At 56.3% G+C, this 26,191-nt stretch carries 21 protein-coding genes and 2 pseudogenes; 11 read left to right on the top strand and 12 right to left on the bottom strand.

Annotation, left to right across the window (positions count from 1 at the left end; translation table 11 throughout):
• Positions 1-80: 80 nt before the first annotated feature.
• The 9 genes from FB593_RS25050 to FB593_RS25090 all read right to left on the bottom strand — a co-directional run bounded on the left by FB593_RS25050 (position 81) and on the right by FB593_RS25090 (position 8,636).
• Complete coding sequence (locus FB593_RS25050) at positions 81-383, bottom strand: antibiotic biosynthesis monooxygenase family protein (RefSeq protein WP_145167215.1); 303 nt, start codon at positions 381-383, stop codon at positions 81-83.
• 51 nt (positions 384-434) lie between these two features.
• Entirely contained in the window at positions 435-842 is a 408-nt protein-coding gene (locus FB593_RS25055) for a cupin domain-containing protein (protein WP_145167216.1), read from the bottom strand.
• 12 nt (positions 843-854) lie between these two features.
• Positions 855-2,261, bottom strand: coding sequence for an NAD-dependent succinate-semialdehyde dehydrogenase (locus FB593_RS25060; protein ID WP_145167217.1), 1,407 nt, complete (start codon positions 2,259-2,261; stop codon positions 855-857).
• Positions 2,258-3,097 (bottom strand): hydroxypyruvate isomerase family protein, encoded by an 840-nt coding sequence (locus tag FB593_RS25065; protein WP_145167218.1) that lies wholly within the window; start codon positions 3,095-3,097, stop codon positions 2,258-2,260. The genes FB593_RS25060 and FB593_RS25065 overlap by 4 nt, the downstream gene beginning before the upstream one ends.
• 63 nt (positions 3,098-3,160) lie before the next feature.
• Entirely contained in the window at positions 3,161-4,243 is a 1,083-nt protein-coding gene (locus tag FB593_RS25070; RefSeq protein ID WP_145167219.1) for an isocitrate/isopropylmalate dehydrogenase family protein, read from the bottom strand.
• 205 nt (positions 4,244-4,448) lie between these two features.
• The gene (locus FB593_RS25075) at positions 4,449-5,531 is read right to left on the bottom strand and encodes an Ldh family oxidoreductase (protein ID WP_145167220.1); all 1,083 of its coding nucleotides are present in this window, start codon (positions 5,529-5,531) and stop codon (positions 4,449-4,451) included.
• Positions 5,532-5,556: 25 nt separating this feature from the next.
• Positions 5,557-7,068 (bottom strand): tripartite tricarboxylate transporter permease, encoded by a 1,512-nt coding sequence (locus FB593_RS25080; RefSeq protein ID WP_145167221.1) that lies wholly within the window; start codon positions 7,066-7,068, stop codon positions 5,557-5,559.
• Between the two features lie 73 nt (positions 7,069-7,141).
• Positions 7,142-7,630, bottom strand: a complete 489-nt coding sequence (locus FB593_RS25085) for a tripartite tricarboxylate transporter TctB family protein (protein WP_145167222.1) — start codon at positions 7,628-7,630, stop codon at positions 7,142-7,144.
• Between the two features lie 25 nt (positions 7,631-7,655).
• Entirely contained in the window at positions 7,656-8,636 is a 981-nt protein-coding gene (locus FB593_RS25090) for a Bug family tripartite tricarboxylate transporter substrate binding protein (protein ID WP_145167223.1), read from the bottom strand.
• Between the two features lie 469 nt (positions 8,637-9,105).
• On the opposite strand from FB593_RS25090, the pseudogene FB593_RS25095 reads away from it, so the two are divergent.
• Positions 9,106-9,812: pseudogene (locus FB593_RS25095) on the top strand (IS6 family transposase).
• A 12-nt stretch (positions 9,813-9,824) separates the two neighbouring features.
• Here FB593_RS25095 and FB593_RS25100 read toward each other — a convergent pair.
• Both FB593_RS25100 and FB593_RS25105 read right to left on the bottom strand, forming a co-directional pair.
• Positions 9,825-10,768 (bottom strand): IS630 family transposase gene (locus FB593_RS25100; protein ID WP_321186325.1). Its coding sequence is split into 2 segments (ribosomal slippage): positions 9,825-10,432 and positions 10,432-10,768, totalling 945 coding nucleotides; the frame shifts between segments, so codons are not numbered across the junction.
• A gap of 135 nt (positions 10,769-10,903) precedes the next feature.
• A complete protein-coding gene (locus tag FB593_RS25105) occupies positions 10,904-12,865 on the bottom strand; it encodes a putative bifunctional diguanylate cyclase/phosphodiesterase (RefSeq protein WP_145167224.1) in 1,962 nt (653 codons plus the stop codon).
• A 248-nt stretch (positions 12,866-13,113) separates the two neighbouring features.
• On the opposite strand from FB593_RS25105, the pseudogene FB593_RS25110 reads away from it, so the two are divergent.
• The 6 genes and pseudogenes from FB593_RS25110 to FB593_RS25135 all read left to right on the top strand — a co-directional run.
• A pseudogene (locus FB593_RS25110) lies at positions 13,114-13,538 on the top strand (IS110 family transposase); the annotation flags it as partial.
• A 450-nt stretch (positions 13,539-13,988) separates the two neighbouring features.
• Positions 13,989-15,251 (top strand): ABC transporter substrate-binding protein, encoded by a 1,263-nt coding sequence (locus FB593_RS25115; RefSeq protein WP_145167225.1) that lies wholly within the window; start codon positions 13,989-13,991, stop codon positions 15,249-15,251.
• A gap of 60 nt (positions 15,252-15,311) precedes the next feature.
• Positions 15,312-16,193, top strand: coding sequence for a carbohydrate ABC transporter permease (locus tag FB593_RS25120; RefSeq protein WP_145167226.1), 882 nt, complete (start codon positions 15,312-15,314; stop codon positions 16,191-16,193).
• 4 nt (positions 16,194-16,197) lie between these two features.
• Positions 16,198-17,049, top strand: coding sequence for a carbohydrate ABC transporter permease (locus FB593_RS25125; RefSeq protein ID WP_145167227.1), 852 nt, complete (start codon positions 16,198-16,200; stop codon positions 17,047-17,049).
• Between the two features lie 56 nt (positions 17,050-17,105).
• Complete coding sequence (locus tag FB593_RS25130) at positions 17,106-18,248, top strand: ABC transporter ATP-binding protein (protein ID WP_186447973.1); 1,143 nt, start codon at positions 17,106-17,108, stop codon at positions 18,246-18,248.
• 16 nt (positions 18,249-18,264) lie between these two features.
• Positions 18,265-20,403 (top strand): beta-galactosidase, encoded by a 2,139-nt coding sequence (locus FB593_RS25135; protein ID WP_145167229.1) that lies wholly within the window; start codon positions 18,265-18,267, stop codon positions 20,401-20,403.
• Between the two features lie 83 nt (positions 20,404-20,486).
• On the opposite strand, the gene FB593_RS25140 is transcribed toward FB593_RS25135, so the two are convergent.
• The gene (locus FB593_RS25140; protein WP_186447974.1) at positions 20,487-21,626 is read right to left on the bottom strand and encodes an ROK family transcriptional regulator; all 1,140 of its coding nucleotides are present in this window, start codon (positions 21,624-21,626) and stop codon (positions 20,487-20,489) included.
• 611 nt (positions 21,627-22,237) lie between these two features.
• Between FB593_RS25140 and FB593_RS25145 the strand changes: the two genes are divergently transcribed.
• The 4 genes from FB593_RS25145 (at position 22,238) to FB593_RS25160 (ending at position 26,117) form a co-directional block, all read left to right on the top strand.
• Positions 22,238-23,065 (top strand): type IV toxin-antitoxin system AbiEi family antitoxin domain-containing protein, encoded by an 828-nt coding sequence (locus FB593_RS25145; protein WP_145167231.1) that lies wholly within the window; start codon positions 22,238-22,240, stop codon positions 23,063-23,065.
• Positions 23,062-23,922 carry a nucleotidyl transferase AbiEii/AbiGii toxin family protein gene (locus FB593_RS25150; RefSeq protein WP_145167232.1) on the top strand — a complete coding sequence of 287 codons (861 nt, stop codon included), beginning with the start codon at positions 23,062-23,064 and terminating at the stop codon, positions 23,920-23,922. Before FB593_RS25145 ends, FB593_RS25150 begins: the two co-directional genes overlap by 4 nt.
• 162 nt (positions 23,923-24,084) lie before the next feature.
• Positions 24,085-25,896, top strand: a complete 1,812-nt coding sequence (locus FB593_RS25155) for an ATP-dependent nuclease (protein ID WP_145167233.1) — start codon at positions 24,085-24,087, stop codon at positions 25,894-25,896.
• On the top strand, positions 25,881-26,117 hold the full coding sequence (locus FB593_RS25160; protein ID WP_321186326.1) for a UvrD-helicase domain-containing protein: 237 nt from the start codon (positions 25,881-25,883) through the stop codon (positions 26,115-26,117). The genes FB593_RS25155 and FB593_RS25160 overlap by 16 nt, the downstream gene beginning before the upstream one ends.
• The last annotated feature ends 74 nt before the right edge of the window (positions 26,118-26,191 follow it).

Genomic DNA, 26,191 nt, shown 5'->3' on the forward strand with positions numbered 1-26,191 from the left:
TCGACCGGGGTCACAAACTTGGTAACGAGGACGGCAAAAACTGCGGTAGCCGCGACCGTCTGGATGTGTCTGCTAGAAACTCAGCCCAAGTCGACGTCGGCAGAATGGGTGACAACAGGAGGCTTGGAGAAAAAAGGCGATGCCAGCTCGCGCCAGCGCAGGAAGCCCTCAGACTGCCGGAATGTGACTGTATGGTCTTCGACGGTCCGCCATTTGACGATGAGGCGGTAGACGTTGGGCTTTTCGACCAGACGATGCAAGGCCAAGCCAAGGCATCCTTCAGTGGATAGGAAATGCGGCTTTGCCTTTGCAACGGCCGCTTCGAAACCAACGGTATCCGTGACTATGATCTCTGCGACTTCCACAAAATAGGGTTTTGACATGGGCTCTCCTCCCGAAAATTTGGCCGGGCAGTTACCCCCCGGCCTCAGGCGTCACTGCTTTACGTGACCGTGTTCGGCGTCGATCGTCTTCGTTTCACCGGTTGCCAGCATCGTTCGGGTGGCGTCGACGGTGGCGTAGGTCCAAAAGATGCGCATTGGTTTGTCGGACGCATTGATAAAGCGGTGCGGCATGTTCGCGGGGATCCACGTCGTATCGTTGGTGTTGAGGCGGTGCTCAACACCATCGATCTCAGCGATCGCTTCGCCCTCGATCACCATGACGCTCTCTTCGCAATTGTGCTTGTGCAAACCGATGGCCGCTCCCGGATCAAACGCCGTAATACCGTTGATCATGCTGGTCGAGCCGCAGCGGCGGGTCACCAGCGGAGTGGTACGTGCACCACCGCCGCGATCATTGGTTTTCAGTTCGTTGGGCCGTAAAATGGCTGGTTGTGTCATCGTTGATTTTCCTTATTCGGCGGCCTTGGGTGTCGGTGCAGCGGCAACCGCCGGTCCGATCCACACGGTCTTGATGTTGACGAACTCGCGGATGCCGTAGACGCCAAGCTCACGGCCGTAACCGGACCGCTTGATGCCACCGAAGGGATAGCGAGGATCGGATGCGGTCATACCGTTGATAAAGACAGCGCCAGCGTCGATGTCTCGTGACAACACCTTGGCGGCGTCGACGTTAGACGTCCAAAGCGCCGCACCAAGTCCGAACTCGGTATCGTTGGCGACGGTAATCGCTTCTTCCACGCCATTGACGCGGATAATCGCGGCGACCGGGCCAAAAGTTTCCTCGCAAAACGCGACCATTCCAGGTTTCACGTTATCGAGGACGGTCGGAGGATAATAAAAGCCATCACCTTCGACCGGCTTGCCCCCGAGCTTGAGCACGGCACCTTGCGCGATGGAGCGCTCGACCTGCGAATGCAAAGCATCGCGCAGGTTGGCGCGCGCCATTGGCCCAATCTTGGTGTCCCGCTCCATTGGATCGCCGATTTTGAGAGCTGCAGCCTTTTCGGCGAACAGTTCGACAAAGCGATCAGCGATCGTCTCGTCGACAATGAAGCGCTTTGCGTTGACGCAGGACTGTCCGACATTGACATACCGCGCTTTGACCGCCGTCTCCGCGGCGGCTTCGATATCTGCGTCAGCAAGAACGATGAACGGGTCGGAACCACCGAGTTCGAGAACCTGCTTCTTCAAGGCTTTGCCAGCCTGGGCGGCAACGATGGCACCAACCTCGGTCGAACCGGTCAGGGTGATAGCCGCAATCCGGTCATCGGCAATAATGCTGGCGACCTTAGAGTTATCGATTATCAGTGTGGCAGTCAGCCCTGCGGGAACGCCGGCCTTTTCCATGACCTCCTGAACCGCCAATGCGCATTCGGGGACATTGTTGGCGTGCTTGAGAATGGCGCCGTTGCCAGCGGCAATTGCGGGAGCTGCAAAGCGGAAATACTGCCAGAATGGATAGTTCCAGGGCATGATTGCCAGAACGACACCGAGCGGATCGAAGGCAACAACGCTTTCGGTGGCATTCGATGGCACGGCTTCGTCGGCAAGGTATGAGGCGGCGTGGGCTGCATAGAAGTCGCAGTTATAGGCACACTTTTCGACTTCGCCTTCCGCCTCGACAAGCGGCTTGCCCATTTCGCGGACGATCATCTCCGCATACTTGTCTTTGCCTTCGCGCAGGACAGCGGCGATGTTGGTCAAAAGTTTGGCGCGCTCGGTGACAGGCTTTTTCTTCCATTGCCTTTGCGCCTTCGAAGCAGCGGAAAGCGCTGCTTCGATATCCGCATCGCTCTGCAGTTCAAAACTGCGGATATTTGTCCCGTTGGTGGGATTGATGGAGGTGATGGTTGTCATGAATTCGCTCCTGCGTAAATCTGTGAAGGCGCAGCCGGTTCGGCTGGATGCTTCCATGTCTTGAGAAAATCTATGCTGTCGCGGGTTGAGCCAGTCGGCACATATTCAAAGCCCACCGCGCCGCGATAACCGCTTCGATCCAGAGCCTGGATGACACCGGGAAAGTCGATCGTCGCCGTTCCTGGTTCGTGTCTGCCTGGATGATCGGCGATGTGCATGTGGCCGATCCTGTCAGCATGCTCATCGATCCACGTGACAGGATCGACCTGCATGTTTGCAGCATGATAGGTGTCGACTAAAAGCTTGAAGCGACGCCCGAACCGTTCATGCAGCGCGACCGCGTCCGTCAGCGTCCTGAGGTGGTAGCCCGGCAAAGTGATAGGCTCGACAAGCAGAGAAACGTCCGAACCGACACAGGCTTCGATCGCCCACCCGATGTTTGCGTAATAGGTTTCGCTCGCATCGAGCATTCCCCGGCTGGGCTTACCAGCCATGGGATTTATCAGAGGGCAGCAAATCACCTGCGCATATTCAAGGGCGCGCAAGAAATCATTGCGAAACTCGCCCTCACGTCCGCAAAGCGCCGCTAGGCCCTTTTCGCCCTTGCCTGCATCGCCCATACCACTCGAGAGTTGCGAGAACGAAAGACCAAGATCATTCAGCCGGCGCCGCATCTCGGCTGCAGGAACCTCAAATGGTTCGTTATGCTCGATTGCGTTGAAACCATCTTTCGCCGCCGCGCTGATCCGGTCGGTGAATGGCAGCTCCGTGTAGAGGTAGCCGATATGCGCAGAGAATCGATCCATGGCTGAGTTCCTGACGTCGGGAGGGATCATGGAGCGTCGAGCTAACCCTGGACGCTACACCGTAAACCTTCGCGACAGCTACGCTTCCAATACTCATGCGGCGGACTGCTTGACGCCACCCTGTAGGGCGCGACACACGTGGTCCGTGAAGGCAACGGTACCAAGAGGTCCACCAAGATCGCCGGTCCGCGCGGAAGCATCGTCTAGCGTCGCGTCCACAGCAGCTTCGACCGCGCGGGCCGCTGAAGTGTACTCGGCCTTGCCATGCCGGATTGCCAGCCAGTCGAACAGCATCGCTGCCGAGAGAATGAGAGAGGTCGGATTGGCCTTGCCCTGTCCAGCAATATCGGGGGCTGAACCATGTTGGGCCTGAGCCACACAGATATTCTCGCCCTGATTGATTGAACCGCCGAGACCTAGGCTTCCGCACAGTTCCGATGCTTCATCGGAAAGAATGTCACCGAACATATTGGTCGTGACCATGACGTCGAAACGGTCTGGCTGGCGGATCAGCAGCGCAGCTGTCGCGTCAACGATTAGTTCTTCCAGTTCGACGTCGGGAAACTCTGTCGCGACCTTGCGAACTTCACGCAGGAAAAGTCCGTCCGAAAGCTTGACGACGTTGGCTTTGTGGACCGCTGTCACCTTCTTGCGGCGTGTGCTGGCAATCTCGAAGGCTGCCCGCGCGACGCGGCTGGATGCCCGTGCCGTGATCTTGCGAACGGAAAGTGCCATATCGGGGTCGGGCATGAATTCGCCGGAGCCCGCAAACATATTGCGGTCCGAATAAAAACCTTCGGTGTTCTCGCGAACGATGACCAGATCCATTGGTTTGCGCAGGATCGAAAGTTCCGGACGCGAGCGGCACGGCCGTACGTTCGCGAAAAGCTCGAACTTCACGCGAAGTTCGCCCGATGGATTGATACCACCCTTGTCACGGGTCGGATATTCGTAATGGGATACAGGACCAAGGATAACGCCATCCACTTCGGGGATGCGCTTCATCACTGCATCCGGCAGCGTGGTGCCCTGCTCTTTCAGAGCTTTAAGCCCGATATCGGCTTCTTCGATGTCAAGACCGAGCCTGAAGCGCTCGTCCGCCTGACGAAGGACGCGGAGTGTTGCTTCGGTGATTTCTGGGCCGATGCCATCACCGGGGAGTACAAGAAGACGCACGTGATTTCCTCGCTCTTTGAGGAGGTATGCGGGGCCTGAAGCCAAACACCGCACCAAACCTCCTCCGTTTGGTATTTTAACTCACTGAAATGCCAATACGTTGATTTTAGGTCTTTTGCAATATCAAAATACCATATTGCCGTGTTTCTGGACTGTATAATGTTAGCCAGCTTGTCCTGTTAGGCACGACCGCTCCTCCCTCCGCTCAAGAATTGTTCGTGATTGGAACTGCATAACCTTGAGGGAACTGAATCCCCTCCTTCGCTGCCTCTTCCGTGAGTTCGGCCACGATGTTTCCGCTTATCGGAATTCCCGATAATCGCCGCTCTGCTTCGCGCCGTGCTTCTGGTTGGCCGGGCATGAGAACTTCTTCGAAACCAGTAGCCACAGGCGTCTCTTTGATGCGTTGGTAATACAGGTCCATCCTGGCCTCGTAGTCTGCGAGGCTCATGAACAGGTCAGGCCTGATCGCGAAAAAGAGATGTCCGACATTTTGAGGTTCGCTGTGATCGAAATACAGGCTCTTCACGTCGCCTGCGAAGTTGGCACCGGTGAGCACACCCGCCATGATATCCATAAGCGTCGCCAGAACGGAGCCTTTGACACCTCCAAAGGGCAAGCAGACCCCCTCAAAGGCTTTTTGCGCGTCGGTTGTCGGATTACCATCAACGTCGAGCGCCAGACCCTCGGGAATGGCCTCACCGCGTATTGCCGCCAGTCGTATCTTACCGCGCGCAATAACGGTCATGGCCATATCCATGATGTAAGGCGGGTGTTTTCCGCCAGGCACCCCCGCTGCGATAGGGCTTGCACCAAGGAATGAGCTTCGTCCGCCCCACATCGCAATTGCAGGAGATGAATTTGTGAAGATCATCGAAATATAGCCAGCATCCGCGGCCTGAAGCGCGTAAAGCGCACCCATCCCGAAATGCGTGCTGCGATGAACGCCGACGAGCCCTATCCCGGACTTTTCCGCCTGCCTTATGGCTTCGTCCATGGCGGCATGCGCCGGAAGAAACCCCATGGCATTGTCGCCATCGACATGAGAGACCGCACCAGCGACCTCACGTATCTTGATGTCCGGTTGTGGGTTCACAAGACCCGCCCGAAGGCGGGACATATACATCGGGATACGCGAGACACCGTGGGATTCGACGCCGCGGAGGTTCGCACGCACCAGATCGCCAGCAATAACCTTAGCAGACGCTAGGGGCATGCCGGAGGTCTCAAATACGGCTGTGGCGAAGTCCGTCAGTTCGTCCGGTTGGTAGTAAAGAACCTTGCTCATCGCCTTCCTCCAAGAGTCGGCCACTTCACGCGACAGTGTCCGAAACTCGTCCGTTGCGACCGGACTGCCAGCGCATCACTGCCGGAACGACAACGAGCACAAAGGCGATGATAAGAAGCACCAAGGAGATCGGTTGGGTGAAGAACACGCTCGTGTCGCCCTGACTGATGGTCAGCGCTCTACGAAACTGCTGCTCAGCAAGCGGACCGAGGATAAGGCCGACGATGCATGGCGCAACGGGGACATCGAACACGCGCATGCCGAAACCGATGATGCCGATGAGCCAGAGAATACCAACGTCGACAATGTTGTTGTTCAGCGTGTAGGCGCCCATCGTTGCGAACACCAGGATGCCGGAATAGAGCCACGGGCGCGGGACCGCCAGTAACTTGACCCAAACGCCTGCCAATGGAAGGTTCAGGAGCAACAACATGACGTTGCCGATATAAAGGCTCGCGATGAGACCCCAGACCAGGTCGGGATTGCTGTCGAACAGAAGCGGGCCGGGCTGAATACCGTATTGCTGGAAGGCGGCCAGCATGATGGCGGCTGTGGCGGACGTTGGAAGCCCAAGCGCAAGCAAGGGGGCAAGGACGCCAGCCGCCGACGCGTTGTTGGCAGCCTCCGGTCCAGCAACCGCTTCGATTGCCCCATGGCCAAATTCCTCAGGATGTTTCGAAAGGCGTTTTTCCACCAGATAAGAAAGGAAGGTGGGAATCTCGCTGCCGCCAGCAGGAAGCGCGCCGATCGGAAAGCCCAGCGCCGTCCCGCGAAGCCATGGCTTCCAAGACCTTTTCCAGTCTTCTCGGCTCATCCACTTCGAGCCGGTCAGAGCGTAAATTTCTTCCGTTTCGAAACGGTGGCGTGCGACCGTGAACAGGGTCTCGCCGACCGCAAACAGGCCAACCGCCACGATGACGACATCGATGCCATCGAGCAGTTCCGGAATGCCGAGGGTGAAGCGCGCCTGTCCGGTCTGGAGGTCGATGCCGACCAACCCCAGCGCCAGGCCAAAGAGGAGACTGGCTAGACCCCGTGACAGCGATAACCCAAGCACCGCAGTGACGGTGGTGAGCGCCAGAACCATCAATGCAAAATATTCTGCAGGGCCGAAGAGAAGCGCGACCTTCACCATTAGGGGAGCTACGAACGTGAGCGCTGCCGTAGCGATCGTGCCGGCAACGAAACTTCCGATCGCAGCAGTCGCGAGTGCTTGCGCTCCGCGGCCCTTGCGCGCCATCGCATGACCATCGATCGCAGTCACGATCGACGCAGATTCACCCGGTGTGTTCAGAAGGATCGAGGTCGTCGAACCGCCGTACATGGCACCGTAGTAAATTCCGGCAAACATAATGAACGCACTTGTCGGCTCGAGACCGTACGTGACGGGCAGCAAGAGAGCGACGGTCAAAGCCGGCCCAATGCCAGGCAAGACACCGATCGCGGTTCCGAGAACCACTCCGATCGATGACCAGAGCAGATTGTATGGTGTCAGTGCAACGGCGAAGCCGTGCATCAAAGCTGCAACAGTTTCCATGGTGAATAGCCTTGCGGCAGCGACGGCAAGAGGGCTGGATGTTTCCGGCTCTTGCTGACGGCCGTTGGTAAGATTAGTTCGACGTGGTCACCAGATCCTCGAAATACGTGCCGACAGGCAGATCGAGGTCGAGACCGTAGTCGAAAAGGACAAAGGTGATGGCCGTTAAAGCCAGACCGAACAGAACGTTTCGAACGTGAGTTTTGCTTCCGAACGCAATTGCTGTGATTGCGAACAACAGCGTGCCCGAGATGATCCAACCCAAACGTTCAAGCAAAACATATTGAGAGGCGAAAGCGGCCGCCACGATGGCAGTCGCCTTCCAGTCAAGTTCCAGGCGCTCCCGCTCCAGAAAATTCCAGATCACGGCCTCGTAGGCAAGCCGAAGTCCGACGAGTGTCAGGCCCGTTGCAATGATCGCGGGGAACAGTCCCGGCCCCACAACGGATTGGGCGGGCATGGAAGGCGTCATCCAGGTCTGGATACCGATGAAGCCACCCACCGCGAGGGTAAACAGAGCGAGGACTGCCTCGCGGATGCGAATGTTACCAAAGCTCGACATGATGAAGCCTTCCCGATGCCGTGAATTAAAGGAGTCCGACTTCCTTCAGAGCAGTTTCAACGCGCTTCTTCTCTTCGGTCAGAAATTCACCAAATTGCTTTGCCGGAAGATAGGTATCGATCCAGCCGCGCCTGGTCAACGCTTCCTTCCACTGCGGCGTCTTTACAAGCTCACCCAGAACCTTATCAAGCTCAGCTCGTTCGTCGTCCTTCATCTTGGGATGCGCCATGATACCGCGCCAGTTCATGACGGAGAGATCGATCCCCGTTTCTTTCAGGGTCGGGACATCGACCCCGGCGATACGCTCGTCTCCTGTGACAGCAAGCGCACGCAATGCGCCGGCATCGACTTGGGAACGGAATTCCTCGTAGCCGCTGATGCCAACGGTGGCGTGACCACCAAGCGTGGACGCCAGCACTTCACCGCCGCCCGCATGCACGACGAAGTTCATTTTTTTAGGATCTGAACCGACTGCCTTGACGATAAGGCCAGCTGCGATGTGGTCGACACCACCAATCGATCCGCCTGCCCAGGAGACTTTACTTGGGTCAGCTTTCAAACGGGTGACAAGATCTGCCATGGTCTTGATGTCGGAATTGGCGGGGACAACGATTGCGTCTGCTTCGCCCATCAGGCGTGCGACAGGGGTTGCCTGATCTAGAGTTACAGCGGACTTTGTCGTAAGCACACCGCCAACCAGAGCAAAGCCGATAACGAGCGCACTTGGATGACGCGGCCGCGTTGTCACGAATTGCGAAAGACCGACCGTTCCGCCGCCACCTGCCACGTTCTGGACTTCAACCGGACCCGTCAGCTTCTGTCCTTGAAGGATGCCTTGAATAGTTCGAGCGAGCTGATCATACCCACTTCCGGCACTGCTCGGTGCGAGAATGTTCAGGCTCTTCAACTCCTGCGCCTGCGCAGACGCGACAATTCCGGCCGTCACGACGGCTGAAATTGCACCGATTGCGAGTATATTGAATGTGCGTCTTATGAGAATGGTCACGTAAGCTCCTCCACTACGTTGTCGTCTTTCTTCAGGTCTCAGCACACCCCTCCCGAGGGAATGCTGATATACTGGTGTTGGATACAAAATCGCAGAGCAGCGCCGAATTGAAAGTGATCGGCGCTCGCAGCGCATCACACTCAACGCACTCTATTTGGTATTTTGATCCTCTAAAGACCAAATACATTGAGATATGGTCTTTTGCAACACCTAAAGACCATAAATTTTGTAATTGACGTAAAAACACAAAGACCAACCCCGGTTCTCGGAGAAACAGCTCACCGTGCCGCGTCTCGGGCTTTGCGCTGCGGTGGATCAGATAGACTGTAGGTGGATGCAGGGTGATAGTGTCGCCGATAGCATATTCTACTGGCGACCGGAGGCTGCGGGAGTGTAGTCGTTGAAGCGGTGGAAGTAGAGCCGTACAGACCGTGACCCACTCTATCGCCGCCATCGCTTTCCCGCCGAGATCATTGCCCATGCGGTTTGGCTCTATTTCCGTTTCCCTCCGAGCCTGCGAATGGTTGAGGACTTGCTGCCCGTGGGATCGATGTCTCGCACCAAACCGTCAGGCTGTGGGCGGAGAAATTCGGTCGTGCCTTCGCCAACGAGATCCGACGCCGATCATCCGGTCGGCTCGGAGATAAATGGCACCTCGATGAGGCCGTTGTTTCAATTTGCGGCAAGAAGCATTGGCTGTGGCGTGCTGTCGATCAGGACGGTTTCGTCCTGGAGGTTCTCGTTCAAAGTCGCCGAAACGCAAAGGCGGCGAAACGCCTGATGCGCAAGCTGTTGAAAGGACAAGGCCGGTCACCGCGTTTGATGATCACTGATAAACTGCGATCCTACGGCACAGCAAAGCGAGAGATCATGCCCGGTGTCGAGCACCGCTCGCATAAAGGCTTGAATAATCGGGCAGAGAATTCTCACCAACCAATCCGGCGGCGAGAGCGGATCATGAAGCGCTTCAAGTCACAGCGACATCTACAATGCTTCGTCTCCATCCACGAACCGATCGCCAATCTGTTTTACATCTCGCGCCATGACATAACCTCCCGCCATCATCGCGAATTGCGTTCGCAGGCGATGGACCTGTGGGCGCGAATCGCTCGGCTAGAAGCGATACAACGCGGCCAGCAAGCCCCGCAATTATCAAACCATTGTCAGCGATGCTAGAGCACGTCCATTTTACTCGGGGTCATAGCCGCACGATTTGAAGTAGTTGGCGCATTCCTGTGGTTCGAACAGCGTGACGATGTGGCCGACGGTATCCCACAAGCCGTCGATCGTTCGCTCTGCTTTGGCGCGCAAGACGGCCTTGAGCTTCGCGAATGCCTTCTCGATTGGGTTGAAGTCTGGGCTGTAGGGAGGAAGGTAAAGCAACCGGCATCCGGCGTCTTCGATTGCGTGACGCACGCCTTGCGCTTTGTGTGCAGGCAGATTGTCCATGATGACGATGTCGCCCGGTGCCAAAGTTGGAATGAGAACCTGCTGGACATAGGCCTGGAATGCTACCCCGTTCATCGCACCGTCCAACACCATGGGTGCGGTCATTCCGGATAGCCTGAGCGCGCCGGTAAACGTCGTTGTCTTCCAATGGCCGTGCGGGACCGGTGAGCGGCATCGATCTCCGCAAAGGGCCCGTCCGCGAAGCCGAGACATCTTCGTGCTCAAGCCGGTTTCATCGATGAAGACGAGCCGTGCCGGATCGAGATCGAGTTGGCCGTCGAACCAATGCTGACGACGTTTCAGGAGGTCAGGACGCTCCTGCTCCAGTGCATGTGCGGTCTTTTTTTGAATGTCCAGCCGCGCCTTCGCAGCCAGACATCGAGCGCGCTACGGCCAATGGAAACGGCTCTCGCCTCATACAATCGCAGGACCATCTCGTTGAGGGTAATGTCCTTTGCCTCTTCGATCATGCCGACGATGAAGTCCTCGTGGGCATCGAGGCGCGAGCCACCGCGTCGGCCCTGTTTAGCAGGGATCAACCGACCAGCCCGCGCACTCGCAATCCAGGCGATGGCTGTTGAAATCCCAATGCCAAATCGGGCCGCCGCTGATCGCGCCGACATGCCATCGCGTGACGCAGCCAGAACGCGCCTACGCAGATCATCACTGAAAGCTCGGGTCATATTACCTCCGACCAAATCAAAAGTCGGGCGATGGAATCAGAATTTGGCGGCCAGGGGAATCCTCAACCCGATTCCGCTTTCAGCGGACGCGCTCTAGAGATCGCCAGGGCTGAGCATCACCTGTTCCGTCGCCAATCAACGCGCCGCTTGCTGTGCCCACTTAATGGCTGCGTCCAATGGCATTGGCTTGGCAAACAGATAACCCTGCATCGTGACACAGCCTATTTCCTTTAGCTTTACAAGGTCTTCCTGCGTTTCAACACCTTCAACTACCACTTCGAAGTTTAGAGAACGGCTCACGCTGAGAATAGACTGCACGAGGGCTTGGTTTTCCAACGATTTCGCGATGCCAGAAATAAAAGATCGATCAATCTTAACGCGATCGGCACGCAAAACCTGAAGTGATCCTAGTGAAGAATAGCCGACGCCGAAGTCATCAATTGCAATTCTGATGCCAGACTTTGATAAACGCGTTAGCTTCGAACTGACCGCCGCGAAATCGATAGCCGTCTCTTCGGTGATTTCGATCTCAAGAAGGGACGGTGCCAAGTCCATTCTTTTAAGCTTTTCAAGAACGATTTCGTCCACAGGAAGCTGGGCCATTTCCCGGGGCGATATATTCATTGCAATGTGTAAGTCGTTCAATTCAAGCAACTTGAATGTCCGAAGCATGATTCCAATGTCGCGGAGAATAAATCGGAGCAGAGGCTCGGAAAGGCCTGCCGATGCTGCAACCGAAATTAACATCTCCGGCGGAACCCAACCATGCTTCGGATGTAGCCAGCGGACAAGCGCTTCGAAACCGTCGAGTGCCTCACCACCGTCAGTCATGATTGGCTGATACCACACTTCAAGCGTCTCAGAGGCCAACCCTTTTCCAAGATCACGCTCGATATCACGGCGCATATCAACGTCTCGGCGTAATGCGTCATCGAATAGCCGGAGCCGATTACGCCCTTCGTGCTTGGCCGCGTAGAGTGCCGCATCGGCACAGAACAACGCCTCTTCCAGATCAAAATAATTCGAATGATAAATCCCTATACTCACGCCAATCCGGCACCCATCGAGATGTTGAAAGGGGCGTGCAGTGGCCGAAATCACGCGCTGGGCCAACGCTGCAGGCTCTTCGGAATGCTGTTCACGATTATAGAAGACCGTGAATTCGTCGCCTCCTAGCCGAGCGATTGTGAAGCCCTCCGGTAGAGCATTTTCCAAACGCCTTCCGACCTCCACTAACACCTGATCACCTACCTTGTGACCAAAGGCATCGTTCACGAATTTGAACCCATCGAGGTCAAGCAACATAAGACACGCGCCACGCGCCTGCATCCCTGTCATGGAAGACAATGCCTCGGTGAGCCCTCGCCGGTTGAGCAGACCGGTCAAAGCATCTCGTACGGCTTGATGGCGCATCTCTTTCGCAAAAGATGTCGTCTCCTCATGCGCTTTTTCAAGAGATCGGGACAAAGACGTCGCTTCATTTTTGAGCCGACTGGTTTCACGCACCCACACCTCACCGTGACGGGAACCCCTGATCAAGGCGAGAAGGTAAAGCGTTACCGTGGACGCCAGCACGAGACGGTCGAAATCATAGTGAAGGATCAGGAAAAAAATAACTGACAGTAAAGGGGGTGTTATAAAACTGATAGGTACACGAGCATAAGCGAAGCCATGACTGACTGCGCCTGCCGTTATTCCGCATACGACCGTCAGGTAGAACAGGGTTTCGGACGATGTGTACCCCTCACACAAAGCCGGAATGAAAGCCCAGACGATGCCTGAGAACAGGGCAAGGATTGTGTGCGATTTTAACTGCCCTGCGACACTGTCGAGCAATTTAAACCCAACGCTTCCCGCATGGTTACGCGCTTCGGACACGGTCATGACTGGAGTAAGACACAGCCATATTCTCAATCCATTTATGACTGAGGATACAGCGAACCAAGTCAAACCAAGGTTCCATAGACCAGAGTGCCAGGCCACGAGAGTCGACGCTAAGCCGAGCAAGATGTTAACAGGGATCGAGAGTGCTACTGTGCGGCGTAGGGCGAGAAGTTGATCTGCGAGAATTTGTTCACTTAGCCCCTGATCTTTCATTGCGCACCTCTCAACACATACCAAAATTCGCGGAGCGGCACCGCGGCGCGCGGCCTTATTCTCCTATAGGTTTAACAATCTTTAATAAAGAAAACAAAAAAGTGTAAATTTTCGACTGCGCTTCACATGTTTGCATATCAAGACTCGCTGGCCATTCCCGGTCGTCATCATTTGTTGGTATGGGATGGGCCGCCCTTCCGAGAACATAGAGTATGATGTCTCGTCATTGAAGGAAGAGGAGCCAGATCATGACGATTTCGATACTTGGCATCGACATAGGAAAGAACAGCTGCAGCGTTGTCGGAGTTGATGACAAAGGTGCGGTGATTGTCCGCCGAACAATGCGACGTCAGACACTCATTGAGTTTGTAGGCAAGATGTCGGCGTGCATCATTGCTATGGAAGCATGCTGCGGCGCTCACCACCTTGGGCGACTTTTTGCAACACGAGGACACGAAGTGCGACTGATGTCGCCCGAGTATGTTCGGCCGTATATTAAGCGCAGAAGAATGACGACAGGGATGCGGAGGGCATCGCGGAAGCCGCGTCGCGTCCTACAATGCGAATCGTCGGCCTCAAGAGTGAAGAGCAGCTCGATATTCAGTCGCTGCACAGAGTTCGATCGCGCCTGGTTGCACAAAGAACCACGTTGATCAATCAAATCCGGGCGATCAGCAGCCGCGCCCACCGAGAGCTTCGAGAACGTATCCCTCGCCCCGTGACGTGGCTCGATAATGGACCTTCTTCGCTATGATTTTGCTTGGGCTCTCGCGTTGACGGTGGGCACAAAGTGACCGTTCAAAGTCAACGCGAGAGCCCTTGTGTGCTAGACGATCTGCTCATTTCCTTGGTGGTTTGAGACCTGCTGTCCGATCTCGGTCGTATCGTTTTCGAAGCGCGGACAGCCAAGATTCTTGACCGCTCGCCGGACGATCGTCGATCCGGTCGCAGGGAGGCTAGCCACATGGATGGAATAAGCCCCCACTTCTCACTATCGAAAATGCATCTCCGTGCTTCCTCAGATTATTTATTTAATAAATTAACTATTGACCATCGATGAAAATATTGGTTCTTTGCGGCCGCGTCAGGTCTTGGAGACCCTGGCAGGAGGAGGAGATCTCATATGAATTCTACACTACAATTTCTGCCGACGTCTCGTCGTCGCTTTCTTCAAGGCACAGGCGTCGCGCTTGCTTCTGCCGCACTCTACACGCCTGCCATTGCGCAGAGCAAACAGCTCACCATTATCTCAAACCGTGGCAATGCGGATCAGCGCAAGGCGCTTGAGGCCATTTCCAAGGCTTTCGGTGATGCGAATGGCGTTACCGTGACCGTCAACAATATGGACCACGAGGCCCACAAGACCGCAATCCGCAATTATCTCGTCGCCAGCCCGCCGGATATCTGCTTCTGGTTCTCAGGCAGCCGCATGCGCAGCTTCGTGGAAAAAGGTCTGTTCGATGACATTTCCGACCTAGTCCAGCGAGAGAAATTTGCCGACGTCCTCGGCGCGACGCTCGGCTCCGTCACCGTTGATGGCAAGCAATTTGGCCTGCCGACCGGTGGCATTCTCTGGGGTCTCTTCTATCGTCAGGATACGTTCGACCAGTATGGCCTGAGCGTTCCCAAGACATTCGATGACTTCTTCACGCTGGCCGAACAGTCCAAGAAGGCCGGCATCATTCCGATGAGCATGGGCACGAAGGACCAGTGGCCGTGTGGTGGATGGTTCGATCACATGAACCTGCGCATCAACGGCCTCCAGCACCACATGGATCTGATGGCAGGCAAGGTGAAATACACCGATCCGTCGCTTACCGAAGTGTTCGATAAGTGGGAACAACTGATCAAGGCTGATTTCTTCACGCCGAACGGCACGTCTTTCGCTTGGGATCCGGCAGCGGCATCGCTGGTTCAGAAGAAGGCCGCGATGATGGATCTCGGCAATTTCATCAAATATGCCTTCCCGCCGGAAGACCTTCAGCATGTGCGCTTCGCGCCCTTCCCGACCATCAAGACGGGCGTCGAGCAGTTCGAGGATTTCTCGGTGGATTCGATCCATCTGCCATCCGGTTCGAAGAACAAGGAACTGGCACGCGAATTCCTCGCCTTTTTCTACAAGCCGGAAAATCTGAGCGCCTACCTCTCCCCGGAAGGCAACGTGCCTGCTCGCAGCGACTGCGCGATCGGCAACGACCCGATCCTGAAAATGGCGGTCGATGAGATGAAGAAGGTCAAGGGCACGGCGCAATATTACGACCGTGACACCGATCCAGATCTCGCACTTGCGGGTCTGAAGGGTTTCCAGGAATTCATGGTCAAGCCCGAACGCCGCGACCAGATCCTCACGCAGATCGAGCGGACGCGCCAGCGCATCCACGGTTAAGCTCTGCCCGAACGCAAAACGGGAGGCGTTGGCGCCTCCCCTCATCGACAGGATGGTCTCATGTCTATCTGGTGGCGCCGCCATCGCAACTGGCTGACGCCTGCGCTTCTTCTTGCGCCGGGTCTTATCCTTTTTCTGGTCGTCATCATCGCATCATCGATCGAGACGTTCTGGATTTCCTTTCACGAATGGGACGGCATGGGAGCCAAGACCTGGGTTGGCTTGGCGAACTATGCCGAACTGATCGACGATCCGCAGTTTTACGTCTCCTTGAAAAACAATGCCATTTGGCTGGTCATGTTCCTGCTGGCGCCACCCATGGGTCTGGCCATTGCGCTTCTGGTCAACCAGAAGATCGCAGGCATGCGCATCGTCAAGTCGCTGTTCTTCATGCCACTGGTGCTGGCAGCGGTGACTGTGGGCGTCATTTTCGGTTGGTTCTACGATCCGACGTTCGGCCTGCTGGCCATCATCTATCAGGCCTTTGGAGCCACGGCACCCGCGCTTTTGTCAGATGAAAACCTCGTGACCTTCGCTGTCGTCATCGCAGCGCTCTGGCCACAGGTGGCGTTCTGCATGGTGCTGTTCCTTGCTGGACTTAACAATCTCGATGAGGAAATGATCGGCGCTGGTCGGGTTGATGGCGCGCGCGGCTGGCCGATGTTGCGGCATATCGTGCTGCCTCAGCTGACGCAGGTCGCATTCATTGCGGTCGCCATTACGGTCGTTGGCGCGCTGCGTTCTTTCGATGCCATTTCCGTCATGACCGCAGGTGGTCCATTCGGTTCATCAACCGTCCTGGCTTACCAGATGTACGAGCAGTCGATCTTCTCCTACCGCTTCGGCTATGGCGCGGCGATTGCCACCGTTCTTTTCCTTATCATGTCCATATTCATCGCATGGTATCTGCGCGGCCTCGTCAAGGCCGAGAAGGGAGCGTGATCTGATGTATCCACGTCCTATTCCCGAAAACAAACCGGCTGCCCGAATTGCCTATATGACCATGGTCTGCGTCATTCTCGCGCTTTGGCTTCTGCCATTGTTCGCGGTCATCATGACATCCTTCCGGTCGTTCGATGACGTGATGGCAGGCAACTACTGGGGCTGGCCGACCAAATTCAGCCTGACAGACAATTATGTTGCCGTGTTCCAGCAGACGAAAATGCTGCGCTACTTCGCCAACAGCATGATCATCACCATCCCATCGGTGATCATGGTGCTGATCTTCTCGACACTGACCGGCTACGTGCTGTCGCGCTACCGCTTCCGTGGCTCGATGGTGCTGTTTACGCTGTTCGTCGGCGGCAACTTTCTGCCACAGCAGGTGATGATGATCCCGATCCGTGATCTGATGGTATGGGCAGGGCTCTACGATACCTACTGGGCGTTGATGATATTCCACATCGCCTTCCAGACCGGCTTTGCGACACTCTTCATGCGCAACTTCATCGCGGCCCTTCCAGATGAATTGTTTCAGGCAGCTCGCGCCGAAGGTGCGTCGCCCTGGCAAACGCTGGTCCATATCGTCGTGCCCTTGGTGCGACCCGCGCTGGCGGCACTTGCCATCCTCACCTTCACTTTCATCTGGAACGATTATTTCTGGGCGCTGGTGCTGACGCAAAGCGACGCCATCAAGCCCGTGACCGCTGGCCTTTCCAACCTCAAGGGCGAATGGGTCTCGGCCTGGAACATCGTGTCAGCCGCAACGATCTTCGTCGCCGTACCGCCCGTCGTGATGTTCTTCCTGATGCAGAAACACTTCGTTTCCGGCCTGACCATGGGAGCCGTCAAGGGATGACCGTTTCCGCACGCCGCACCAACCCACTCTCACCGAGCAGCAAGGATACGCCGGACATGAGCAGCGTCGAAATCCTCAACGTCCAGAAGCACTACACCAGCTTCCACGCCTTGAAGAACATCAACCTCACTATCGAAAAAGGCGAGTTCATCGTCATGGTCGGTCCCTCCGGCTGCGGCAAGTCCACGCTGCTGAAGACCATTGCCGGTCTGGAGACGATCTCGTCCGGCATGCTGATGATCAATGGCCGGGATGTGACAAAGGAAGAGCCTGGCGACCGTGGAATTGCCATGGTGTTCCAGTCCTACGCCCTCTATCCGCATATGACCGTCGCCGAAAACATGGGCTTTGGCCTTCGCATGGCAAAGCGCCCGAAATCGGAAATCGATGCCGCGGTGAAACGCGCCGCCGGTATTTTGCGGATCACCGAACAGCTGGACAAGTTGCCGAAACAATTGTCCGGTGGCCAGCGCCAGCGCGTGGCCATTGGCCGGGCGATCACCCGCTCGCCAGAGGTTTTCCTGTTCGATGAACCCCTGTCGAACCTCGACGCTGCCCTTCGCACCCAGATGCGCGTCGAACTGTCCACGCTGCACGCTGAACTCGGGTCGACGATGATCTATGTGACCCATGACCAGGTGGAAGCCATGACCATGGCCAGTCGCATCGTCGTTCTCAACAAAGGCGAGATCGAACAGGTCGGCTCTCCGTTGGAGCTTTACGCCAACCCGAAGAACCATTTCGTCGCGGGCTTTCTCGGCGCACCCCGTATGAACTTTTTCGAAGGCAAGGTCATCAGAACTGAACAAGGCGTTGCAATCGCTTTCTTTTCCGGCCTTGAAGAACTGCGCCTTCAGCTGACGAGTGACGCGCCCTTGAAGACGGGTGACACGGTAACGCTGGGCGTGCGGCCAGAGCGGCTGCAAACACAGGATACCGATGCTTCGCTCGTGGGCTTTGACGCGAAGGTGCGACTTGTGGAGCATCTGGGCCGGGAAACCATCGTCCATGCTGATGCCTCTCCACTGATGGCTGTCGGCTCCGACACCGGCACTCATAATGTCACGATCCAGCTTGGAAAGGTCGTGCCCTTCGATATCGGCTCATCCGTTCGCGTCGGCTTCGCCCTGGATGACTCCTACCTGTTCGGCCCCAATGGCAAAACGCTCACACCTCCCAAGCCTGTGACCCAAAAGTAAAACTGGAGTTTCCACGATGAAACGGACGAAACCTGCGCCGCTATCGGCTTGGCGCACCCTTAACCTTGACGATTTTTTGCTTGGCGTGCCGCATTATCCCGAACATGTGGACGAAAGCTACTGGCAGCGTGATGCCGACCGAATGAAGGAAGCAGGCTTCAATGCTGTGCGTATGGGCGAGTTCGCCTGGCACATCTGGGAGCCCTATGAGGGCAAATTCGATTTCGATCTGTTCGATCGGGCCATCGAAGGGCTTGGCAAGACCGGAATCAACACCATTCTGTGCACCCCAACGGCGACGCCACCGCGCTGGATGAGCATGAATTACCCCGAAATCCTGCGTGTCGACCGCAAGGGTCGCAGGGCAAGCCACGGTTCGCGCCAGCATGGCGACACCACAAGCCCGGTGCTGCGCCATCATAGCCGCCGCATTACCAAGGCGATGGCCGAGCATTACAAGGACAACCCCTACGTCATCGGTTGGCAGACGGACAATGAGCTTAATACCACCGACTCGGAATCGTTCTCCGATTCCGCAACTCTGGCGTTCCGCAACTTCCTGCGCCACAAATATGAGAGCATCGACGCGCTGAATTTCGCATGGGGCGGCCATTTCTGGGCGACATCCTACGATAATTTCGATCAGGTCGTACTGCCCTACCCGATGGCACCGTCCTATCTCAGCCCCGGCCACGTGCAGGATTACCATCGCTTTCTGGCTACGGCGACTGCGGCGTTCCAGCGCGATCAGGTTGAAATCCTCCGGGCAACGAACCCCGACTGGTTCATCTTCCACAATCTCGGCAATCTGACCGACATCGATTTCCGTGGCACCTTCGGACAGGATCTCGATTTCATCGGCTTCGATATCTACCCGATGCTCTATGACGAGTTTCGCCGCAACGGCGGCCATGGTGCCACGCAGGCACTGAAGCTCGATCTCTGCCGCAGCTATACCGGCAACTTCATCGTGCCGGAACAGGCTTCTGGCTTGGGCAGCCAGCCAGCCTTCACCACCATGACGCCGGAACCGGGCGAAATGCGGCGCATGGCGCTGTCATCCGTTTCGCGTGGGGCCGATGGCCTGATGTTCTTCCGCTGGCGTCCCGCGCATTTCGGTGCAGAAATCTACTGGATGGGCCTGATCGACCACGATGATGTCGGACGGCGCCGCTTCGAAGAAGCAAAGCAGTTCGCTCGCGATATAGCTAAGATCAAGGACAAGCTGCTCGGCACATCCGTGCATATGGATCTCGGCATCGCCGGTGCTGATTTCGACAATGAAGAAGCGCACAAGACCTACCCTATCGGCCTGCCATCCCCGCAGGACGACGCCACGCTTCTGCACCGCCATTGCTATGAGCGCGGCATTTCCTGTGGATTCATTCATCCCGAAGACGATCTGTCCCGTCTGAAGGCGCTCTACATTCCCCATTGGGTTATGTGGAACCAGGAATGGACCGCAAATGTCGAGGCCTTTGTCGAGGCCGGCGGCACGCTGATCGTCGGCGCCATGACCGGCACACGCGACATCAACAACCACATCATCCGCGAACTTGCCCCGGGCGGCGCTCTTGCCAAACTCTGCGGTGTGCGCGTCGAAGAATTCGGTCGCATCACGGCGAAGGACGGCGACGGTCTCTTCCAGAAAAAGGGCGTGGAGGACGGCCATTACGTGCCACCACACATTCTCCCTTCCTCCTCGGCCTTCCGCAAATACACTATAGACATCGGTGGGCGCACCATCGAGGCGGAGCATCTCTACGAATTGCTGGAACTCGACAGCGATGTCGAAACAATCGCCACATGGTCCAACCGCTTTGCCAAGGGACGCGCGGCAGCCACGCTGCGCAAGGTCGGCAAGGGTCAGGTCATTTATCTCGCGACCTACCTCACCGATGATCTGGTGGATGGACTGGATGAGGTCGTACTGGCAAAAGCCGGTATCGAACCACTGATTGCGGATTTGCCGGAAGGCGTGGAAGTGGTGATGCGCACGGCAGAGGACCGCAAGCTGCTGTTCGTTCTCAACACGGTTGAGACCGAACAAAAACTGAAAAACCTCTCATCCGGCAAGGACTTATTGACGGGAATGGATGTTTCCAGTGAGCATACGCTCGAAGGCTATGGCTGCCTCGTCATCGAGCTTGGCTGACCAAAGCCCATAAGGTTCTCCCAGAGGGGTGCAAATCCCCCGAAACGAGCGGCGAAGGTGTCACAGGAACCTTCGCCGCTTTGTTATGCGGGAAAGGCGGGCGTGGTCATCTCGAAATTGAACAGGCCCTGCGTTGCCAAGGCCGCCGCGCCGCTGCTCCAGAAATTGTCTCTCTCATCCGGCACCAGTGCAGGTGGCGGCGTGAAGCAATTGAGCTCAAGCGCCTTTCGCATAGGATCGAACAGCAGATCGCCGAAACTCACCGCTTCACCGCCAACGATGATAATTTCGGGATCGACAATATCGACCATGCGCGCCAGATGCAGGCCGATGGTCGCACCTGCTTCCTGCAGAATGTCTCGGGCAATAGGATCACCCTGTAGCGCGGCTTCCTTCATCGCGTAACGGTCGACGTTACCGTGTTTGCCTCTGGCCTGACGCCAACGCTCAAGGATGGCAGGCTCGGAATAAAATGCCTGAAGACAGCCATGCCGACCGCATTCGCATAAGGGTCCATCAGGGTGGTGCATCGAATGTCCGATCTTGCCCGCATGACCATGCGCGCCGCGCTGCACCTTGCCATCCACCACCGTTGCGCAGCCAATGCCCACACCGATGGCCACCGCCGTGAAGACCTTGTGTTGCCGCCCAAGACCGAAAAGATGTTGTGCCAGCGCAAAGGCCAGCGTGTCATCCTCCATCCAGACGGGAACATTAACCTGTTCCTGCAACATGCTGGCAAACGGCACATTTTCCCAGAAAAAGCGGTGGCTCTTGATGCAGATGCCCCTCTCCGCATCGATTGTGCCCGGCATGGAGAAACCGACACCGGTCAGCAGACCCGCCCCTTCCGGCGCCAAGCGCTGCAATCGAGTCACAGCTTTTTCAGCGGCGTTGAGAACCGATTGCGGAGACGGATCCTTGAACTCTATGGTCAGCGACGAGAGTGTTGCAGTGGAGAGATCCGTCAGCACGCATTCCAGACTGCCGACATTCATCTTGATGCCGATTGCGAGGTGTCCGGCATAGTTGATTTCGAGCGGAATGGGTCGACGCCCTCCACCGCCGGGTATCGTCTTGCCCTCGATGAGGTAACCTTCTGAGATCAGATCACTGACCACGAACGTCACCGCCGCCGGGCTCAAACCGGTCGCCGCCGCAACGTCCGCGCGGCTGAGCTGCTCTTCACGCCTGATGAGGTTAAGGATCAGACGACGGTTCATCGCCCGCGTCGTTTGTTGATCGATTTTCACGCGAATGCATACCTTCAGTTCATGTAAAGACGAGGCGTATTGACCACCTAGCATATTCTCACAGATATTTGCGTAAAAAGGCAAAAACCACGGTAAGACTGGCAAGCACCAGGGCCGGTCCGACCGAGAAAGTCAGGAAAGACGCACATATCATCAAGCGAGCTTCGTAGCTTCGTAGCTTCGTAGCTTCGCGAGAGATATCACGCCTTGAACGGATTCGAACCGCCTACCTTGTCGTTCAAGCAGCATACGTCTGTTCTAATTTTTATAAGCGGGGCAATAACTTGCGCTCCAGGAGCGCGGATCTGAAGCCAAGAACGGACCGATGGGTTTGCTTGTTCAGAACGGATTAACCGCCGTTGTTGGCACGTCCTATTTGAATGACTACTTCTCACCCAAGTGAAGCATTGAATGGTGAGAAAATTCGAGAAAATGGCAGCGGTCATCTGATCTGGCGGCTGGCATCGATGGCCGCAGCGTCAACGAGTCATATCAAATTTTCCGCAATAAGGGCGGATTTTCGAGAATGATCCAATAGGGCATCATATTGATTTTTCCGCGCTAAAAGCGGATAAGGAGATATGATGCAAACCGGACGATCAACACTATCTTCCTACGCTTCTGGTCTACTTGCTACGGGCCGGGGAGTTTTCTCTGCAGATGAAGCCCAGCAGGAGATCGGCATCAGCCGGGGAGCATTCCTTGACGCCGCCGAGCGTTTGCAGCGGCGCGGCCAGCTTATCCGGCCCCGTCGCGGCTTCTATGTGGTTGTGCCGCCTCAGCACGCCGTCATGGGAGCGCCGCCTCCGGAGTGGTATATCGACGCCCTGATGCGCCACGAAAAACGACCCTACTATGTGGGATTGCTGACGGCCGCCGCCGCCCATGGCGCCTCCCACCAGGCCACCATGGTATTTCAGGTCGTCACGAACAAACTCCTGTCCGATATTGAGGCTGGGCGAACGCGGATCGTCTTTTCGTATCGCAAGGACATGGGAGCAGTCTCGGCGGGAATCGAAGATTGCAAGACGCCCTCGGGATATATGAAGCTATCCTCGCCGGAACTGACGGCGCTCGATCTGGTACGCTATCCGCATTCCGGAGCTGGTCTAGACAATATTGCTACGGTGCTTTCCGAGCTTGCCGAGCGGTTGCAACCCAAAAAGCTTGCCTCCCTGTCGCGTGCTTTCGAGAAAGCGGTCGCACAACGCCTCGGACATCTGCTTGGGAGGCTGGGGCACTCGCAGATAGCGGAAACGATGTTTGCAGCGCTATCTCCACGTGGCCCGTTGTCGTGGGTCGAACTCGATCCCAAGCAGGCCGGAGATCCAGATTTGTCGCCGCCGCCATCCGAACGCGATGAACACTGGCGTGTGATCGTTCGCCGGCCGCCGGAGATCGACGAATGATACCGCAGGACTACATCACCGCCTGGAATGGGGTGGTGCCATGGGCAAGTCAACGGCAAGTCGAGCAGGATCTCATCATCAGCCGCGCGATTGTCGCCATCTTCTCCGATCCGTTCCTGCGCGACGAACTGCGCTTCCGCGGCGGCACTGCGCTCAACAAGCTGCACTTCCTCAAGCCGCTGCGCTATTCGGAAGACATCGACCTTGTGAGGACGACTGCCGGTCCTATCCGCCCGTTACTGGAGCATCTGCAGGACGTTCTCGATCCGTGGCTGGGCAAGCCGCGTTTCGATCAAAGCCCGGTTGCGCCCAAACTTAAATACGCTGTCGAAGCCGAAGACAAGGCTTCTCCCGGTCCGATAAAACTCAAAATCGAAATCAATACGCGCGAGCGTGAAGCTTACGATCCGCCCATCGAGATTCCTTTTGGTGTCGAAAATCCATGGTTCACCGGAACGGCTGCAATCCCGACCTTCTCTCGGGAAGAAATGCTCGCGACCAAGCTGCGTGCCCTGCTTCAACGCAACAAGGGCCGCGATCTGTTCGACCTTGACTACGCGCTAAGAGTGTTCGAAGGGCTGAACACGGCCAGGATCGTCGAGTGTTTTCTGCTCTACCTTGAAAAAGGAGAGGAAGCGATTTCCAGAGCCGAGGCGCAGCAGCGCATGTTCCAGAAACTCGTCAATCCGGGCTTCTTCACTGACATGGGGCCGCTGCTTCCGACAGATCTCGCCAAGGCTCTGACCGAAGAAACGCTTAAGGCCGCGTTTTCTAGGGTAATGAAGGGACTGATCGACCGGATGCCCGGCGACGAGTGGGCGAAGGCGGGGGAAATGCGAAAACGGTTCGGGCTGTAAACCAGCATAATGCGTCGGGATTGTGTGTGTGCGCTTGCTGGAACAGAGCCGCTATGTGAGCCTCGCTTGACAGCAAAACGGCATCGCGCACCATCTCTTCCCGGTGTACACTTTTGGCGGGTAAATCAACTGCTGGACTGAGTCGGCGGAACAGGACTTCTCGTGCGCGTAGCAAGGATCGTTATTAAGAATTTTCGGACGTTTCAACGCCTTGATGTCAATGTTGAAAACGATCTTTGCTGTATCATAGGAGAAAACAATACCGGAAAAACCGCAATTCTGCGGGCCATTCAGATCTGCCTTGATATTTCGCTTCCGTCGACGTTGCGCTCGCTTCTCCGAGAAGACATCAACGCCAATGTGGATATTTCGACACCCACACAGGTCCTCATTGGGGTCGAATTGACCGGTTTCGAAGGGATTGTGAATGAAGAGGCTCTGGTCAGCACGTGGAAGACGGGCGCCGACCGAGCGAGGATCTTTTACCGATTCCGGCCCAAACCTGGGGTTCGCGAGCAGCTCGCGAGCAGCACTATCCAACCGGGTAGCTTGACGCTGGACGATTACGCCTGGGAGATCCGCGGAGGAGGAAACCCGGCGATCGATCTCCTCGACCTCGAGTGGAACGAAGATGGCGTTGGGGAAGCAGTGCGATTTGCCGATCTTCAGTCGTTCCTTGTTATACATCTGCCGGCCCTTCGAGACGTCGAGGGCGATTTGCGCAATCCACGTCAATCGCCATTGATCAAGCTGATCGAGTCCTTCGAGATTCCAAAAGAAGAGCAGGAGGAACTGATCCAGATCCTCGATGAAGCAAACAATCTGATCGCGAAATCGAAAACCATCTCCCATGTAGCTCAGGCGATCGATTCGCGCTTCAAAGACGTCTCGGGTCCTGCTTTCGAGATGGGTGCAAAGCTGGGGCTTTCGGCGGCCACGTTTCGGGCCATCCTGCGCAACCTCAAACTTATCCTGTCGGACACGTCTCTCCAGGAGTTCGAGCCAGGCCGTAACGGCTTGGGGATGAACAACATCCTTTATATCTCGATCCTTATCGAATATCTCAAACGCCGCATTGCTGGCGGAAACTCTTCAGGACAGCTCATCCTTATCGAGGAACCCGAGGCTCACCTGCATCCCCAGCTTCAATATTCTCTCATCTCCGCGCTAAACTCGATCGGCGTTCAGACGGTTCTCACAAGCCACAGCACTCATGTGACGTCGCAGGTTCCCCTCAAGACTATCGTATCGCTCACAAAACGGGGCGACGCCAGCATCGCGGCTGGCAATCTCGCCTTGAATGCGAAGTTGACGTCCGGCGAAATTTCCGACCTCGAGCGCTATCTGGACTCGACGAAAAGCAGCCTTCTCTACGCGAGGAAGGTCATGCTGGTCGAAGGGGCCGCTGAGCTATTCTTGATACCCGCTCTTATCGAAAGCGTGCACAAGGTGAAGTTGGAGCGCGTTGGTATTTCACTGACTGCGATCCACGGTGTTCACTTCGACGTCTATGCCAAACTTTTCGCGCACGGGTCTTTGGAGAAGAAATGCGCAATCGTGGCGGACGCCGATCTCATCCCGTCAGATGCCAGCGCCCTTGATTTCAACCCGGACGACTCTGCCCCCGACCTGATGGCACTTGAGAATGATTTTGTTCAAGTTTTCCTTGGAGCAACGACGTTCGAACGCGAGCTCACCACCAAGGGCCTTTTGCCGATGCACATCGCGGCCGCAGAGGCATTGGGTGCACCGAGAATTCGTGAGGCCTTGTCCTCCGGTTATGCCAAACTATGCTCGGGATCTCTGCCGCTCGATGATGAGGTCAAGCTGCGGGTGGAACTCGGAGGAGCGGTGCTGAATACCGCCAAGAGATTTGGCAAGGCGCGCTACGCCCAGGTCGCCGCACGTTTTGCCGATCGTGCGAACGAGCTCCCTGAATACATCCAACAAGCCTTTGAATGGCTATCAGAATGATCTCGCTGACCGAGGAGCAACAGTCGGCCGTCGAAGTGGAAAAGCATCTTCTGCTTGCCGCCTGCCCCGGCAGCGGCAAGACCCGCGTGATCCTCGCAAAGCTTCTGGGGCTTGCAGATACCGTCGAGGAATCCCCCCGATTTATCGGTTGCATCACCTACACAAATGCCGCCGTGGATGGGGTCAGAACAAGATTAGCGCGAAATCGTACGCTCTCATGAGCGATTTAGGTTTTCCGGGCGCATTTAAACTACCCCGTTTTCGCGAGGTCGGTCAATTGATGCAGCCTGTGCAC

This window comes from Rhizobium sp. SJZ105 (assembly GCF_007828365.1).
GTDB lineage: Bacteria > Pseudomonadota > Alphaproteobacteria > Rhizobiales > Rhizobiaceae > Agrobacterium > Agrobacterium tumefaciens.